Origin of the sequence: Paraburkholderia sp. UCT70, from assembly GCF_050434085.1 — a bacterium.
Taxonomy (GTDB): Bacteria; Pseudomonadota; Gammaproteobacteria; order Burkholderiales; family Burkholderiaceae; genus Paraburkholderia; species Paraburkholderia tuberum.
Map to the genome: position 1 here is coordinate 34,388 of NZ_JBNPVZ010000002.1, position 14,325 is coordinate 48,712.

At 62.7% G+C, this 14,325-nt stretch carries 14 protein-coding genes and 1 pseudogene; 5 read left to right on the top strand and 10 right to left on the bottom strand.

The features are described 5' to 3' along the window. Positions 1-7: 7 nt before the first annotated feature. From ehuD to ehuA, 4 genes are all read right to left on the bottom strand, one after another. Positions 8-667, bottom strand: coding sequence for an ectoine/hydroxyectoine ABC transporter permease subunit EhuD (gene ehuD, locus OKW41_RS02420; RefSeq protein ID WP_429571460.1), 660 nt, complete (start codon positions 665-667; stop codon positions 8-10). 4 nt (positions 668-671) lie between these two features. Continuing rightward, entirely contained in the window at positions 672-1,331 is a 660-nt protein-coding gene (ehuC, locus tag OKW41_RS02425) for an ectoine/hydroxyectoine ABC transporter permease subunit EhuC (RefSeq protein WP_429444372.1), read from the bottom strand. A gap of 74 nt (positions 1,332-1,405) precedes the next feature. Then, on the bottom strand, positions 1,406-2,248 hold the full coding sequence (gene ehuB / locus OKW41_RS02430) for an ectoine/hydroxyectoine ABC transporter substrate-binding protein EhuB (protein ID WP_429571461.1): 843 nt from the start codon (positions 2,246-2,248) through the stop codon (positions 1,406-1,408). Positions 2,249-2,331: 83 nt separating this feature from the next. After that, a complete protein-coding gene (gene ehuA, locus OKW41_RS02435) occupies positions 2,332-3,237 on the bottom strand; it encodes an ectoine/hydroxyectoine ABC transporter ATP-binding protein EhuA (RefSeq protein WP_429573331.1) in 906 nt (301 codons plus the stop codon). Positions 3,238-3,525: 288 nt separating this feature from the next. Between ehuA and doeA the strand changes: the two genes are divergently transcribed. The 5 genes and pseudogenes from doeA to OKW41_RS02460 all read left to right on the top strand — a co-directional run bounded on the left by doeA (position 3,526) and on the right by OKW41_RS02460 (position 7,432). Continuing rightward, positions 3,526-4,746: an ectoine hydrolase DoeA gene (gene doeA / locus OKW41_RS02440; protein WP_429571462.1), complete on the top strand. Its 1,221-nt coding sequence runs from the start codon at positions 3,526-3,528 to the stop codon at positions 4,744-4,746. Positions 4,747-4,811: 65 nt separating this feature from the next. Further along, entirely contained in the window at positions 4,812-5,903 is a 1,092-nt protein-coding gene (locus OKW41_RS02445; RefSeq protein ID WP_429571463.1) for an alcohol dehydrogenase family protein, read from the top strand. 335 nt (positions 5,904-6,238) lie between these two features. Continuing rightward, the gene (locus OKW41_RS02450) at positions 6,239-6,727 is read left to right on the top strand and encodes a hypothetical protein (RefSeq protein WP_429444379.1); all 489 of its coding nucleotides are present in this window, start codon (positions 6,239-6,241) and stop codon (positions 6,725-6,727) included. After that, on the top strand, positions 6,727-6,972 hold the full coding sequence (locus OKW41_RS02455) for a hypothetical protein (RefSeq protein WP_184040027.1): 246 nt from the start codon (positions 6,727-6,729) through the stop codon (positions 6,970-6,972). The genes OKW41_RS02450 and OKW41_RS02455 overlap by 1 nt, the downstream gene beginning before the upstream one ends. 207 nt (positions 6,973-7,179) lie before the next feature. Continuing rightward, positions 7,180-7,432 (top strand): annotated as a pseudogene (locus OKW41_RS02460) (hypothetical protein). Positions 7,433-7,469: 37 nt separating this feature from the next. Here the strand turns inward: OKW41_RS02460 and OKW41_RS02465 are convergent. From OKW41_RS02465 to eutB, 6 genes are all read right to left on the bottom strand, one after another. Further along, complete coding sequence (locus OKW41_RS02465; RefSeq protein WP_429571464.1) at positions 7,470-8,867, bottom strand: aspartate aminotransferase family protein; 1,398 nt, start codon at positions 8,865-8,867, stop codon at positions 7,470-7,472. Positions 8,868-8,911: 44 nt separating this feature from the next. Then, the gene (locus OKW41_RS02470; RefSeq protein ID WP_429571465.1) at positions 8,912-10,435 is read right to left on the bottom strand and encodes an NAD-dependent succinate-semialdehyde dehydrogenase; all 1,524 of its coding nucleotides are present in this window, start codon (positions 10,433-10,435) and stop codon (positions 8,912-8,914) included. Between the two features lie 166 nt (positions 10,436-10,601). Continuing rightward, positions 10,602-11,093, bottom strand: a complete 492-nt coding sequence (locus OKW41_RS02475; protein WP_429444383.1) for an Lrp/AsnC family transcriptional regulator — start codon at positions 11,091-11,093, stop codon at positions 10,602-10,604. 7 nt (positions 11,094-11,100) lie between these two features. Continuing rightward, positions 11,101-12,144: a N(2)-acetyl-L-2,4-diaminobutanoate deacetylase DoeB gene (gene doeB, locus OKW41_RS02480; protein WP_429571466.1), complete on the bottom strand. Its 1,044-nt coding sequence runs from the start codon at positions 12,142-12,144 to the stop codon at positions 11,101-11,103. Positions 12,145-12,197: 53 nt separating this feature from the next. Further along, the gene (locus tag OKW41_RS02485) at positions 12,198-13,202 is read right to left on the bottom strand and encodes a cyclodeaminase (RefSeq protein ID WP_429571467.1); all 1,005 of its coding nucleotides are present in this window, start codon (positions 13,200-13,202) and stop codon (positions 12,198-12,200) included. Continuing rightward, positions 13,199-14,230: a hydroxyectoine utilization dehydratase EutB gene (eutB, locus tag OKW41_RS02490; RefSeq protein ID WP_429571468.1), complete on the bottom strand. Its 1,032-nt coding sequence runs from the start codon at positions 14,228-14,230 to the stop codon at positions 13,199-13,201. The genes OKW41_RS02485 and eutB overlap by 4 nt, the downstream gene beginning before the upstream one ends. Positions 14,231-14,325 lie beyond the last annotated feature (95 nt).

Sequence of the window (14,325 nt, forward strand, 5' to 3'; positions counted from 1 at the left end):
GCATCGTTCAATGCCCCGGAGCCGGAAAACGCTTTTCAAGGAGTCGCACACCGGCCACCGCGATCAGGCTGATGATCAGGAACAGCACGCCGACGAGCGTCATCGGCTCCAGATAGCGGTAATCCGTATTCGCGATGATCTTGGCCTGATTCATCAATTCGAGGACCGTGATCGCCGACAGTAACGGCGTCTCCTTGAACATAGAAATCAGATAATTGGCGAGCGCGGGCACCATCGGCGGCACCGCTTCGGGCAGGATCACGTGCTGCCACGTTTGCGCGGGACTCAGGTTGCAGGCCTTTGCTGCTTCCCATTGCCCGCGCGGAATGTTTTCGATGCCGGCGCGATAAACCTCGGCCGCATACGTCGCGTAATGCACGCCGATTGCGATCACGCCGGCCGCAAGCGCCGGCATCCGTATGCCGATGTCGGGCAGCACGTAAAAAACGAAGTACAACTGCACGAGCAGCGGCGTGCCGCGAATAAAACTCGCGATCGCCGACGTGCCGCGCGACACCGCGCGATTCGGCGCCAGCCGCAAAATGGCAATCGCCATGCCGACCACGGCCGCCACCACCGCGCCGAGCAAAGTAGCGAGCACGGTGATCTCCAACCCTTGCAGTAGGATCGGCAGAATCTCGCGCACGAAGCTCCAGTCCCATTCCATTCGTCTATCTCCTGATGCGGTCGAGACCGAAACTCATCCGGCTTTCCAGCTTGCGCATGCCGAACGAGATCAGACAGGCCATGGCGAAGTACAGCGCGAGAATCGTCGCGAACGGGATCAACGTATTGCCGGTTTGCGAGCGCACCACCTGCGCCTGGAAAGTCATGTCGCCGAGCGAGATCAGCGACACGACGGCCGTACCCTTCAGCAGCTCGATCGCGTTGTTGCCAAACGTGGGCAGCATCAGCGGCAAGGCCTGTGGCAAGATCACGTGCCGCATGCGCTGATAGCGGGAAAGATTCAGCGCAATGCAAGCGCTGCGCTGCTCGTGGCCGATCGCGGCGACCGCGCCGCGCACCACTTCAGCGCCGTACGCGCCGACGTTCAAACCGAGCGCGAGGACGCCGGCCTGCAGCGGCGTCAGCGTGAGGCCGGCCATCGGCAACACGAAATACGCCCAGAACAACTGCACGAATATCGAGGTGCCGCGAAAGAACTCGATATACGACGTGGCCAATGCGCGCACCACGAAGAAACGCGACAGGCGCCCGAGCCCCGCGACGAACGCCATCACGAGCGCGAGTACCGCGCCCATCAGCGTCAGTTCGATCGTCGTCTGCGCCCCCTGCAGAATCAGCTGCAAATAGCCGGACCAGTGGTTCATCGACGCACCTCGCGCGCAATGTATCGTGGGCCACGCGCGCTACCGCGTTGCGCGCATGGCGTCTTATCGCGGACTCAGTTCTTCGCCGCGCACAGTTTCTCGCGGCTCGTCGACATTGCCGCTTTCGTCGGGAAGCCATAGGGCTCGACGATCTTCGCGAACTCGCCGGACTCCTTCATCTTCTTCAGCTCGACGTCGAATGCATCGCGCAGTGCGGTGTCCTGCTTGCGAAATGCGACGCCGTCGCATTGCACCGGCGTGTTCTGCACCGGCGCGATCGATTCGAGGTTCGGGTCTTTCGCCTTTGAAAGCAGATCGGTGATCGACAGCAGCGGCAATGCAAACACGTCGACGCGGCCGTCCTGCAGCATCTTCAGACCGCTTTGCCCGTCCGGCACGATGATCACGCGATCGGTCGGAATATTCGCGGCGGTCGCGAGCTTCTGTTCGGTCGTGCCGCCTTCCACACCGATCACCGCTTTCGGATCTTTCGCGATTTCCTCGTAGGTCTTGATACTCTTCGTGTTGCCTTTCTTGACCGCGAACGCTTCGACCGCGCACAGCACCGGCTGCGAATAAGCGACGGCCGCGCAACGCTGCGGGGTCATGAACAGCCCCGCCGCAATCGTGTCATGCCGCCCGGCCGCCAGGCCCGGAATCATCGCGCCGTACTCGGAGACCGACGCGACGACGTCGTTGACGCCGAGCTTCTTGAACACCGCACGCGCGACGTCCGGCGCCGCGCCCGTCACCTTGCCGTCGGCGCCGACCGCGGTGAACGGCGGCTCGTTCGCAATCGCGATGCGCGCGAAACCTTGCTGACGCAGTTGCGTGAGCTTGTCGTCGGCGGCATAAGCGAGGCTCGCGAGCGTCAACAGCGACAGCCCTCCCGCAATCAGAATCCCCTTTAGCTTCATGATTTTTGGCTCCTAAGGCGTAGTGGTATGGCGTAGTAGTGAGAGATGTGCAGCGTGGGAAAAACAATATGTTCAGACTCAGCTCAGATTCGATGCCCCGCGGCGAGAATCTTGCGCAGGAAGCTCTGGGTCCGCTCGTGCGTCGGATGCGTGAAGATGTCCTCTGGCTTGCCTTCCTCGACGATCCTGCCGCGATCGAAGAACAGCACGCGGTCGGCGAAGTCGTGCGCGAAGCCCATTTCGTGCGTGACGAGCAGCATCGTCATATCGGTCTCACGCGCGAGCCGCTGCATCACGTTCAGGACTTCCTCGACGAGTTCAGGGTCGAGCGCGGACGTCACCTCGTCGAACAGCATGATCCGCGGTGCGAGCGCGAGCGCCCGCGCGATCGCCACGCGCTGCTTCTGCCCGCCCGACAGTTGCGCGGGACGGCTCTTCGCCTTATCGGCCATGCCGACCATGTCGAGCAGTTCGAGCGCGCGCCGCTCCGCCGACTCGCGGCTCTCGCCCTTCGTCAGCATCGGCGCGAGCGTCACGTTGTCGAGCACGCTCTTGTGCGGAAACAGATTGAAGTGCTGAAACACCATGCCGATCTTCTCGCGCATCTTCTGCAGATGCCGTTCGTTCGCGGGCACCATCTGGCCGCCGCGCGGCATATGGAACAACTGTTCGCCGTCCACTTCGATATGGCCGCCGTCGATCGTTTCCAGCGTCATCAGGATCCGCAGGATCGTCGTCTTGCCCGATCCCGACGGACCGATCAGCGCGAGCTTCTCGCCGGGCATCACGTCGAGCGACAGTTCGTCGAGCACGGTCAGCGCGCCATATCGTTTCGTGATCCGGTCGAGCCGGATCAATGGCTTGCTCGCCGGGCTTTCGTGTCGGCGCGCCGGTGTGCTTGCAGAGGCGACCGCGCGCTCCTCGGATGAATGACTCGTCGGGGCGATGCCTGAAGCGCTCAGCAAATCGGTGACTCGCGCGGTGTTCATATCGATTCGATCCCGTTCGTCGTACATGTAGTGCGAACCAGAATACGCAGCCATATTTGCGATCCAGATTGCTCTAGAACAATTCTTTTTACGCGCTGACAAGGGCGGCGCAGCGTGCACTGCAACAATCATGCAGCGTCCGTCGATAACGTCACGAACATTGAACTAGCACATTCAGCGGCGTTTTTTCGCGGCATTAGACTGCGGCGAGAGATACCCGTGGACGCCCCGTTCACTTGCACCGGGCGCCACTTTCCGCAACGACGTCACGCTCAGAGAGAGGGGAAGATGTCAGATACGACGCAACACGAATCGCGAATCGCGGCGCCCGTCGTGCGCCTGCCGTTCGAACGCGACGAGTACGCCGCGCGTCTTGCCAAGACGCGCAAGGCCATGCAGGCGGCCGGCATCGAACTATTGATCGTGTCGGACCCGACCAATATGGCCTGGCTCACCGGCTACGACGGCTGGTCGTTTTACGTGCATCAGTGCGTGCTGCTCGCGCTGGATGGCGAGCCGGTGTGGTTCGGCCGCGGTCAGGACGCGAACGGTGCCAAGCGCACCGTCTTTATGCAGCACGATCAGATCGTCGGCTATCCGGATCACTACGTGCAATCCACCGCGCGGCATCCGATGGACTATCTCGCGCGCGACGTGATCGCCGCACGCGGCTGGGCCAACGCGAACATCGGCGTCGAAATGGACAACTACTATTTCAGCGCCGCCGCTTATCGCTCGCTCGTCGCGCATTTGCCGGACGCGAAATGGCAGGACGCAACTGGCCTCGTCAACTGGCAACGCGCGGTCAAATCGCCGCGCGAGATCGAGTACATGCGCGTGGCCGCGCGCATCGTCGAGAAGATGCATGCGCACATCGTCGAGCGAATCGAACCGGGTATGCGCAAGAATGACCTCGTCGCGGAGATCTACTCGGCAGGCATTACCGGCATCGACGGTTATGGCGGCGACTATCCGGCGATCGTACCGCTGCTGCCGACCGGCGCCGACGCGGCCGCGCCGCATTTGACCTGGGACGACACGCCGTTCGCGAAGGACGCTGGCACGTTCTTCGAAATTGCCGGCTGCTTCAAGCGTTATCACTGCCCGCAGTCGCGCACCGTCTACCTGGGCAAGCCGCCGAAGCATTTCATCGAAGGCGAACGCGCGGTGGTCGAAGGGATCGAGGCCGGGCTCGCCGCGGCGAAACCCGGCAATACCTGCGAGGACATCGCCAATGCGTTTTTCGCGGTGCTGCATAAATACGGCATCGAGAAGAACAGCCGCTGCGGCTATCCGATCGGCGCGAGCTATCCGCCGGACTGGGGCGAGCGCACGATGAGCCTGCGCCCTGGGGACAAGACGGTCCTCGAACCCGGCATGACGTTTCACTTCATGCCGGGCCTGTGGCTCGACGACTGGGGCCTCGAAATCACCGAGAGCATTCTGATTACGCGGACCGGCGTCGAGCCCTTTTGCAGGACGCCACGCAAGCTGTTCGTCAAACCGTGATCGCGCGGGCGTCGTGCCCGCGTGAATTCGCGAAGCACGACGCCCGTTTCAACGAAAGGGGAAACATGCTTCCGAAAACGATGAAGGCCGTCGTCCTGACCGCGCACGGCGGCCTCGACAAACTGGTCTATCGCGACGACGTGCCGGTTCCCTTGTGCGCGGCTGGCGAGGTACTGATCGACGTCACCGCATGCGGTCTCAACAATACCGACGTGTGGGTCCGCCAGGGCGCCTACGGCACCGACGACGATCCGCAAGCGGTGTCGACGTGGCGACGCGGCCGCTCGACGCTGACGTTTCCGCGCATTCAGGGCGCGGATATCGTCGGACGCGTGGTCGCGGTGGGTCACGGCGTCAGCGACGCGCGTATCGGCGAGCGCGTGATCGTCGACGCGTCGATCTACAACCGCGACGACGACAGCCTCGCCGATATCGACTACATCGGCCACGGCCGCGACGGCGGCTACGCCGAATACACGGCCGTGCCCGCGGAAAACGCGCATCGGGTCGACTGCACCTATTCCGACGCCGAACTCGCTACGTTCTGGTGCGCTTATCACACCGGCGAGCAAATGATCGAACGCGCGGCCGTCAAGCACGGCGAAAGGGTGCTGATTACCGGCGCGTCCGGCGGCGTCGGCTCGGCCATCATCCAGCTGTGCCGCGCGCGCGGCGCGATTCCGTATGCGGTCGTCAGCAAGGGCAAGGAAGAGGCCGTGCTAGCGCTCGGCGCGCAAGGGGTGATGCTGCGCGACAGCGGCGATTTCGTCGGGGACGTCGAACGGATGACCGAGCGGCGGGCCGTCGATGTAGTCGCCGATCTTGTCGGCGGGGCGCTGTTCGGCAAGCTGTTGAACGTGTTGCGGCCTGAGGGACGATATACGACCGCGGGCGCGATCGCGGGGCCGGTCGTGCAGCTCGATCTGCGCACGATGTATCTGAAGCAGTTGCAGTTGAATGGATCGTCGCAAGGCACGCGCGGTGCGTTCAAACGCGTGCTCGACTATATTCAGAACGGTACGATCCGGCCGGTTCTCGCGGCGACTTATCCGTTGTCGAAGTTTCACGACGCGCAGACGCGGTTTATGGAGAAGCGCTTTGTGGGGAATATCGTTGTGATTCCGGATCGGCATTATGGCGGCGAAGCCGCGCATTAGCTTTCGGTAACTCTCGGTTCAATAGGAATATGCGAGCCCGCCCAGCAAGGCGGGCTTTTTTTCGGCCGTGGCAATCAGAATTTTCCAAGTCGGATGTGGATCGTGGTTTCGTTCAAATCAACGATCATCCGTCGATAATCACCTCCTGTGACAGACTCGCCGCCTATCGGCGAGTCGTCGATACGAACCCTGTGGGTCTCAGGTTCATTTGCCGTTGGACAATGCTTATTGTCAATGTTTGTCAAAACGGCTCTATCCCAAATTAATTCTGTTGACGACGACACATTTGGATGGTTATTTCGTCGGGTGTTTTCTGCAAAATAAGAAGAGGTCAAATGGGACAACAGAAACAGGACGGCACCGGTGGCAAGGAAGAGTGCTTGCTTTGCCGTATCATCTATTCGGTATACTCAAACTTTCCGCCAATGCCATCCGCAATGGCGCTGAACGTCGAAACCGGCGAATGGTTTCCGCAGGATAGGCTTCGGTCGTATTCGACCGGTTACGCAATGGCCAAAGCCCTGGGTTACGCATGGGCGTGCGATTGTCGCGGGCGCGCGCAACAAGCGGACGACGTTAGCATGGCACGCTCGCAATATGGCAGCAGCCCGCGCGTGCCGCAGAATCTGGGCAATGCCCGGCCGTTCGAGTATTCTGACACTTCGACAGGCGGAGATGTGACGATCCTTGGTGCACGCGGTGTGAGCGAACGGCAAGAGATCGAGTGCGAGATGCTGTCAAAAACATACGGCGGCGATTTGAGAACTCGCTTTGCGTGCGAGCAACGTGCTTTTGAAACATACAACCAGTGCAGAGGCTATTGATGGTACGAGACCTTGCTGTCGTCTTTATCTACGACGACGACACGAATACGCTCAAAATGAGCAACGTGTCGCGTCGTGCTATTCAATCAACCCTGGATCGGGCGATGTTCCTCGATATTCCTGAAGCACCGGAAACTCCATTGGATGACGAATCGGCCCGCAAGCTTGGAGCGCTGGCACTTCGATGTCTAGGCGAAGCGCATCCGGATCTGGCCGCGCGACTGAATCTTTCAGCGCCAAAGTAGCTGTTCTTGCGATCTCAGGTTGGTTCTCTTCGCTGTTCTCGTCCCTTGATCGTCCTCGCTCAATCACGTTGAATCGGTGTCCACGATGTATGTCGGCATCACGTGGCATTACTTTGATGAAAACATCAAATGCGCAGATCCGCGGAATAAGCGCGGATAAGGGTGCATGAAAATTGGGGCAGTCCGGAACAATCGAGGTCATTACGCATGGCAACACTTGTCCGTAGACTTCTCACGGTCGCGCTATTTTTCGGCCTTTTCGTTCTGTCGATCCATTATGTCCACCCATACACCTATCCGTGGACGGAAAGCGAGGCGCCCGCATGGTGGCGTGCTTCGGATTCTATATTTCGTAGTGTGGGTGACTATTGAATTGATCGTGGCAGCGCTTGCCTATGTGGCCATCATGAAGCGATGGCGCCACTACCGCACGAAGCAAATAAAAACCCCGACCGCATGACATGACAGCAGCCGGGGCTCTCTTTCACCTCAGTTCATCAAAGCGAAGCAGCCGGCGCAAACACCTGCGACGCCACCTCATCCACCGCCTCGCGCGTCAGCTTCACGATCTCGTCCACGTCGCCGCGCGACGTCACCAGCGGCGGCGCGAAGCCGAGAATGTCGCCGTGCGGCATCGCCCGCGCGATCAGTCCGCGCTGCATCGCGGCAGCCGACACACGCGGCCCGACCTTCAGCGCCGCATCGAACGGCGTGCGGAGATCCTTGTCGGCCATGAACTCCAGTGCGGCCAGCATGCCCACGCCGCGCACTTCGCCGACGAGCGGATGCGAGTCGAACGCCGCATGCAATTGCTCCAGCAGATAAGCGCCGGTTTGCGCCGCATTCTGCATGAGGTTCTCGCGTTCGAGAATCTCGAGGTTGGCGAGCGCCGCCGCCGCGCAGATCGGATGGCCCGAATAGGTCCAGCCATGCCCCAACGCACCCGATTCCTGCGATGCCTTATCGATCACGTCCCATACGCCTTCGCTGACGATCACGCCGGACAGCGGCGCGTAAGCACTCGTCAAACCCTTCGCGACAGTGATCAGATCGGGTTGAATGCCGTAGTGCTGCGCACCCATCTTCGAGCCGAGCCGGCCGAAACCGCACACCACTTCGTCGCAGATCAACAGGATGTCGTGCTTGTTCAGCACCTGCTGGATCGCGGGCCAGTAACCGGCCGGCGGCGGTACGATGCCGCCCGTGCCCATCACCGGTTCGCCGATGAAGGCCGCGATCGTATCGGCGCCTTCGCGCGCGATCAGTTTTTCGAGTTCGTCGACGCAGTACGCGACGAACTGCGTTTCATTCATACCGGCCGGCGCGCGACGATACCAGTGCGGACACACGGTATGCTTGACGCGCTCGATCGGCAGATCGAAGAACTGGTGGAAGCTCGGCAATCCCGTGAGACTGCCGGTGACGATGCCCGAGCCGTGATAGCCGCGCTCGCGCGAAATGATCTTCTTCTTGTTCGGGCGGCCCTTCACATTGTTGTAGTACCAGACGAGCTTGATCTGCGTTTCGTTCGCGTCCGAACCGGACATGCCGTAGTACACCTTCTTCATGCCCCGCGGCGACCAGTCGATGATGCGCGACGACAGCTCGATGATCGTATCGGTCGAGTGGCCGACATACGTGTGGTAATACGCGAGCTTCTTCGCCTGCTCGTAAATCGCTTCGGCCACTTCGGTGCGGCCGTAGCCGATGTTCACGCAATAAAGGCCGGCAAATGCATCGATAAAAGTCTTGCCTTGATAGTCCTCGATGCGGATGCCTTGCGCGCCGGTCACGATCCGGCCCGGCAGCGCGCCGCTCGCGTGATCGTGCGCATGCGTCGACGGATGCATGAAGTGCGCGCGATCGGTGCTCAGCAGTTGATCGAATTGAGTCATGGGTCGCTCCTTCGTGTGATGTCTGGATGAATGAATCGGTAGGTTCAGGCCGTTGCGTCCGTCGCCATCGCATGTGCAGCGGCACGAGCGGGGGCGCTGTCGCTGACCGGCAAGCCAAGCTGGCCAAGGCAGAAATAACGAGTCTCGACGAACGGCTCGAAGCCTTCGACGCCGCCTTCGCGTCCAAGCCCCGACGACTTGATGCCGCCGAACGGAATCGGTGCGCCGGTGAACTTCGCGCCGTTGATGGACACCATCGCGAAGTCGAGTCGGCGGATCAGTTGAAACACGGTGTTCAGATCTTTCGCGCACACGTAGGCGGCGAGTCCATACTCGGTGTCGTTCGCGCGTTCGACCACTTCGTCGAGCGAATCGAACGGCGTGACCGCCGAGATCGGCGCGAAATTTTCTTCGTCGTAAATGCGCATGCCGGGCGCCGCATCGGCGACCACGGTCGGCTCGAAGAACCAGCCGCCGCGCTCGTGCGCCGCGCCGCCTACCGTGACGCGCGCACCCTTCTCACGCGCGTCGGCGACGCGCTGCACGGTCGTGTCGAATGCGGCCTGGTGCATCAGCGGGCCGACGTCCACGTTCGGGTCGAATGCGCCGCCCACTTTCAACGCCTTCACGGCATCGCTGTATCGCGCGACGAACGCTTCATACAACGAACGCGCGACGAAGATCCGGTTCGCCGCGCAGCAGTCCTGGCCCGAGGTCTGGAACTTCGCCGCGACCGCGACGCGCACGGCCTGTTCGAGGTCCGCATCTTCGGTCACGATGAAAGGCGCGTTGCCGCCCAGTTCGAGCGCGGTCTTCTTGATGCCTGCCCGTGCGGCCGTTTGCATCACTAGCGCGCCGACACGCGTCGAGCCGGTGAAGCTGACCGAGCGCACGCGGCTATCTGAAACCAGCGTTTCCATCGCCATTTGCGGCTCGCCGAGCACGACGTTGAACACGCCGGCCGGAAAGCCCGCTTCTTCGGCGAGTTGCGCGAGCGCGAGCGCAGAGAACGGCGTCTCGTGCGCGGGCTTCGCGACCACCGTGCAACCGGCGGCGAGCGCGGCGGCGGCCTTGCGGGTGAGCATCGCGCACGGGAAATTCCACGGCGTGATTAGCGCGGCCACGCCGACCGGCTCGATGATCGTGCCCAGATGAGCGCCATCGATATGGGTCGGAATCGTGCGCCCATTCAGCCGCCGCACCTCATGCGCGAACCATTCGACGAAGCTCGCGCCATACGCAATTTCGCCGCGCGCTTCAGCAAGCGGCTTGCCCTGTTCGAGCGACAGAATCGCGGCGAGATCCTGCTGATGACGCAGAATCAGCTCATGCCAGCGCAACAGCAGCGCCGAACGATTGGCGACCGGCACCCAGCGCCACGTGTCGAACGCGCGCTGCGCGGCATCCACCGCGGCGGTGATCTGCGCCGCGTCGAGCATCGGCACATGGCCGAGCACTTCCTGATTCGCGGGATTCTGCACCGCGACGCTCGCGGCGCTCGCGCTATGAACCCAGCGTCCATCCACGTAGCACAGCGATTTGAATAAGACCGGATGACCCAGCAACATGACGACCTCCTGTGTGCGATGTCTGCTATCACTGTAGGTCCGGCGGCACTGCGGTTTTTTTTGTTGTCGCTTGTCGAAGGCTACGTTTTTTCTGCAATTCGCCGCATGGTTATCGTTTTTTCGGCTGCGGCTTTTCGTCGTACGTCGACCGCATGTGGCGCGCCACTCAGCCGTTCTCGCCAATCGATTGTTCCGCCCATTCGGGCAAGCCTTCGGCCCCGCTTTTCACCACCTTCGTGACGATATAGGTGAAGTACTTTTCGATGCCCAATTCGTCGGTCAGCAACGTATCGATGAAGCGCTGATAGTGATCGATATCGCGCGACAGCACGTGCATCACATAGTCGACACCGCCACCCGTCGCGAGGCATTGCACGACTTCGGGCGCGGCCGCGATGCGCTCCTCGAAGCGCCGCATGTCCGGCGCGGTATGACGCGCGAGCGTGACCTCGACCACCACGCGGCTGCCTTTGAACGCGCGCACCCAATCGATATCCGCGCGATACCCGCGAATCACGCCCTCTTCTTCGAGGCGCCTCACGCGCTCCCATGCCGGCGAAATCGACAGATTGATTTCTTCGGCGAGGCGCGACTTCGTGATGCGTCCATCGCTCGCGAGAATGCGCAAAATCGCGAGATCGTAGCGGTCGAATTTCATCGCGTGTTCAGACCGTTACCGGTATGCCTCGTTCGAGCACGTCGGCGACCACCGCAACCGTGTCGCCAATCCGCACGAGCCCCGGAAAATGCCGCGCGGCCAGCATGCCGCCGCGTCGCGCGCGATATTCGATCGGCGCGGCGCCGGTGCGCTTCGCGTCGTAAATCCGCGCGATCACCTCGCCGCCGTCGACCATGTCGCCGAGGTCCTTGCACAGTTCGAGCAGGCCGTCGTGCTCACTCGTCGTGTAGCAGGTGCCGTCGGGCATATCGAGCAGCGTCGTCGTGCGCGGCGCGCTCGCGCTCGCGCTCGAGTGACCCATTGCTTCGTCTTGCCTGATGATTCCCGCATGCTGCAGAAAGCCGCGCACACCACGCTCCGTAATCGCCACGCTCTGCACGGTCGCCGTGCCACCACCCCCGAGTTCGGTCGACACGAACACCTTGCCCGCTTCCTCGACGGCCGTGTCGTAAAGGCCGACGCTGTCGAGTTCGAGCATCCGCATCGAGTACGGCGCGCCGAATGCGCGCATCGCTGCCTCGCAGCGCGCTTGCTGCGTCGCGTCGGGCAGCACGTGAATCGCGGCGAACGGCACGAAGTCGAGCGTGCGGCCACCCGCGTGCAGATCGAGCACATAGTCGGCGAGCGGCAGCAGATAGCGCTGAAAATAATCGGCGATCTTCTCGGTCACGGTGCCGTCCGGCTTGCCCGGAAAGCTGCGATTCAGATTGCCGCGATCGATCGGCGACGTGCGCGTGCCCGCGCGAAACGCCGGAAAATTCATGAACGGCACGATGATCACGCGCCCGCGTACGTCACTCGCCTTCAACGTGGCGGCGAGCTTCGACAGCGCAATCGGCCCTTCGTATTCGTCACCGTGATTGCCGCCCGTTAGCAGCGCGGTCGGTCCCTCGCCGTTGCTGATCACGGTGATGGGGATCATCTCCGCGCCCCATGCGGAGACGTCGTGCGAATGAGGCAGCTTCAGGAAACCATGCTGTTCGCCGTCGGCGTTGAAATCGACCGTCGGTTGAATCGGGGATGCCCGCATCTGTACTACTCCTTCGTGAGCCGCTTGCGCGGCGTATTGCCGTTCATCGCGCGTCATTTCAGCGGCGCGTCGTTGCCAAATGTCGTTCCCGCCTTCGCGGCACGCGCGCGCTGCAATGCGAGCGCGGCGATCGCGGTGTCCTGCGCGCCGGTTCCGGTCAGATCGCAGATCGTCACGTCGGCGTCGCTCGTGCGGCCCGCGGCCTGTTTCGCGATCACCTGGCCCAATTCGACGATCGCCGCATCGTCACGCATCGTGCCCGCGGCGAGCGCGTGATGCAGTTCGCCGAGCACGCGCGTTTGCTGCGAGCGGTCGCACACGTAGCGCGCCGCCGCCAGCGCGGCCGGCGCGATTTCGTTCTTGTGCTCGGCGTCCGAACCCATCGCGGTGATGTGCAGGCCCGGATGCAGATCGGCGGCGTCGATCAGCGGCGTGCGGCTCGGCGTGGTGGTAATCGCGACGTCCGCTTCGGCGAGCGCGTCATGAACGCTGGCCGCGACATCGCATCGCACGCCGGGCGTGTCGTTCACTTCCGCGGAGAAACGCAGCGCGCTCGCCGCGTCGCGCGCCCAGACGCGCACGTGTTCGACGCGGCGCACCAGCATCAAGGCCCGCAGTTGCAGACGCGCCTGCTCGCCCGCGCCGATCACCGCGACCTGCGGCGTGTGCGCTTTCGCGAGCCAGCGCGCCGCGACCGCGCCGGCGGCCGCCGTGCGTATCGCGGTCAGATAGCCGTTGTCGAGCAGCACCGCTTCGGTCAGCCCGGTCTTCGCCGACAACACCAGCATCAGACCATTCAGGCTCGGCAGACCGAGCGACGGGTTGTCGAAGAAGCCTGGACTGACCTTGATCGCGAAGCTGTCGAGGCGCGGCAGCCACGCGGTCTTCACGTCGACTTCGCCGTTATGCGCGGGCAGATCGAGCCGCAGGATCGGCGGCATCGCGACCGCCTCGGTCGCGAGCGCGACAAAGGCGGCTTCGATCTGATCGATGGCCGCGAGATCGAGCGGCACGAGTTTGCGAAGCTCGGCTTCGCCAAGGAGCGTGATCGAGGTCATGATGGGGTGTGTGAGTTCGGTGACGGCGCGGCTTGCGAGGATTCGTTGCCGATGATCCGCCGATGCAGATTCATATCGATGTTCGCGCCCGTCACGACGAGCACGAGCGGCCCGCGCGCGATGCGTTCGGCGGGCAGCGCGCGATCGAGCACCGCGGCAATCCCCACCGCCGCCGCGCCTTCGACGACGAGCCGTTCCTGCCGATACGCATGCGCGATGCCGCGCGCGATCGACGCCTCGTCGAGCAGCACGGTCTCGTCGATCAGATCGCGCGTCAGCGCATACGTATGGCGGTTTTCGAGTCCGATGCCGCCGCCGAGCGAATCGGCGAGCGTGTCGACTTCCTCGACCAGCACCGGCTGTCCGGCGGCGAGACTCGCATGCATCGCGGCGCCGCGCGCCATCGTGACGCCTGTCAAGCCGATCGTGGGATTGGTGCTTTTCGCCGCGAGCGCGATGCCGGCAAACAGCCCGCCGCCCGACAACGGCACCACGATGTTCGCGACATCGGGCAAGGACTCGACGATTTCGAGCCCGATCGTCCCCTGTCCGGCGATCACGCGCGGATCGTCGAATGGCGGCACGTACGCATAGCCTTCTTCGCGCGCGAGCCGCAATGCTTCGTGCTCGGCCTCGTCCTGACTTTGGCCGGTAATGCGCACGTGCGCGCCGAGCGCCCGTACCGCGTCGACCTTGTTGGCGGGCACGAGGCGCGACAGACACACGGTCGCGTCCATACCGAGCGCGCGCGCCGCATGCGCGAGCGCGCGGCCATGATTACCGGTCGATGCGGTCACCACGCGAGTGCAGCCCTGCTCGGCCAACTGCGCCAGCGCATTGGTCGCGCCGCGCAGCTTGAAGCTGCCGGTCGGCTGCACGGTTTCGAGCTTCAGATAAACCGGCGTGCCCGCGTGCGCCGACAGGCTCGGCGATTCGACGAGCGGCGTACGGCATACGCGACCGTCGATACGGCTGCGCGCGCGGTAAATGTCGGCTAACGAAAGATCGGTTGACGATGGAACGGACATGCACCAGGCCCTGCATCAAAGAGGTCGATTCGCTATTCGATGTGGGCACGGCTATCGCCTATAAACACAGTGACTCGCGACCGCATCGCTTTCCA

What these genes read in the sequence shown, in the direction of transcription:
- ehuD (WP_429571460.1), bottom strand. Translation starts at nt 667, where the DNA reads ATGGAATGGGACTGGAGCTTCGTGCGCGAGATTCTGCCGATCCTACTG.
- ehuC (WP_429444372.1), bottom strand. Translation starts at nt 1,331, where the DNA reads ATGAACCACTGGTCCGGCTATTTGCAGCTGATTCTGCAGGGGGCGCAG.
- ehuB (WP_429571461.1), bottom strand. Translation starts at nt 2,248, where the DNA reads ATGAAGCTAAAGGGGATTCTGATTGCGGGAGGGCTGTCGCTGTTGACG.
- ehuA (WP_429573331.1), bottom strand. Translation starts at nt 3,237, where the DNA reads ATGAACACCGCGCGAGTCACCGATTTGCTGAGCGCTTCAGGCATCGCC.
- doeA (WP_429571462.1), top strand. Translation starts at nt 3,526, where the DNA reads ATGTCAGATACGACGCAACACGAATCGCGAATCGCGGCGCCCGTCGTG.
- OKW41_RS02445 (WP_429571463.1), top strand. Translation starts at nt 4,812, where the DNA reads ATGCTTCCGAAAACGATGAAGGCCGTCGTCCTGACCGCGCACGGCGGC.
- OKW41_RS02450 (WP_429444379.1), top strand. Translation starts at nt 6,239, where the DNA reads ATGGGACAACAGAAACAGGACGGCACCGGTGGCAAGGAAGAGTGCTTG.
- OKW41_RS02455 (WP_184040027.1), top strand. Translation starts at nt 6,727, where the DNA reads ATGGTACGAGACCTTGCTGTCGTCTTTATCTACGACGACGACACGAAT.
- OKW41_RS02465 (WP_429571464.1), bottom strand. Translation starts at nt 8,867, where the DNA reads ATGACTCAATTCGATCAACTGCTGAGCACCGATCGCGCGCACTTCATG.
- OKW41_RS02470 (WP_429571465.1), bottom strand. Translation starts at nt 10,435, where the DNA reads ATGTTGCTGGGTCATCCGGTCTTATTCAAATCGCTGTGCTACGTGGAT.
- OKW41_RS02475 (WP_429444383.1), bottom strand. Translation starts at nt 11,093, where the DNA reads ATGAAATTCGACCGCTACGATCTCGCGATTTTGCGCATTCTCGCGAGC.
- doeB (WP_429571466.1), bottom strand. Translation starts at nt 12,144, where the DNA reads ATGCGGGCATCCCCGATTCAACCGACGGTCGATTTCAACGCCGACGGC.
- OKW41_RS02485 (WP_429571467.1), bottom strand. Translation starts at nt 13,202, where the DNA reads ATGACCTCGATCACGCTCCTTGGCGAAGCCGAGCTTCGCAAACTCGTG.
- eutB (WP_429571468.1), bottom strand. Translation starts at nt 14,230, where the DNA reads ATGTCCGTTCCATCGTCAACCGATCTTTCGTTAGCCGACATTTACCGC.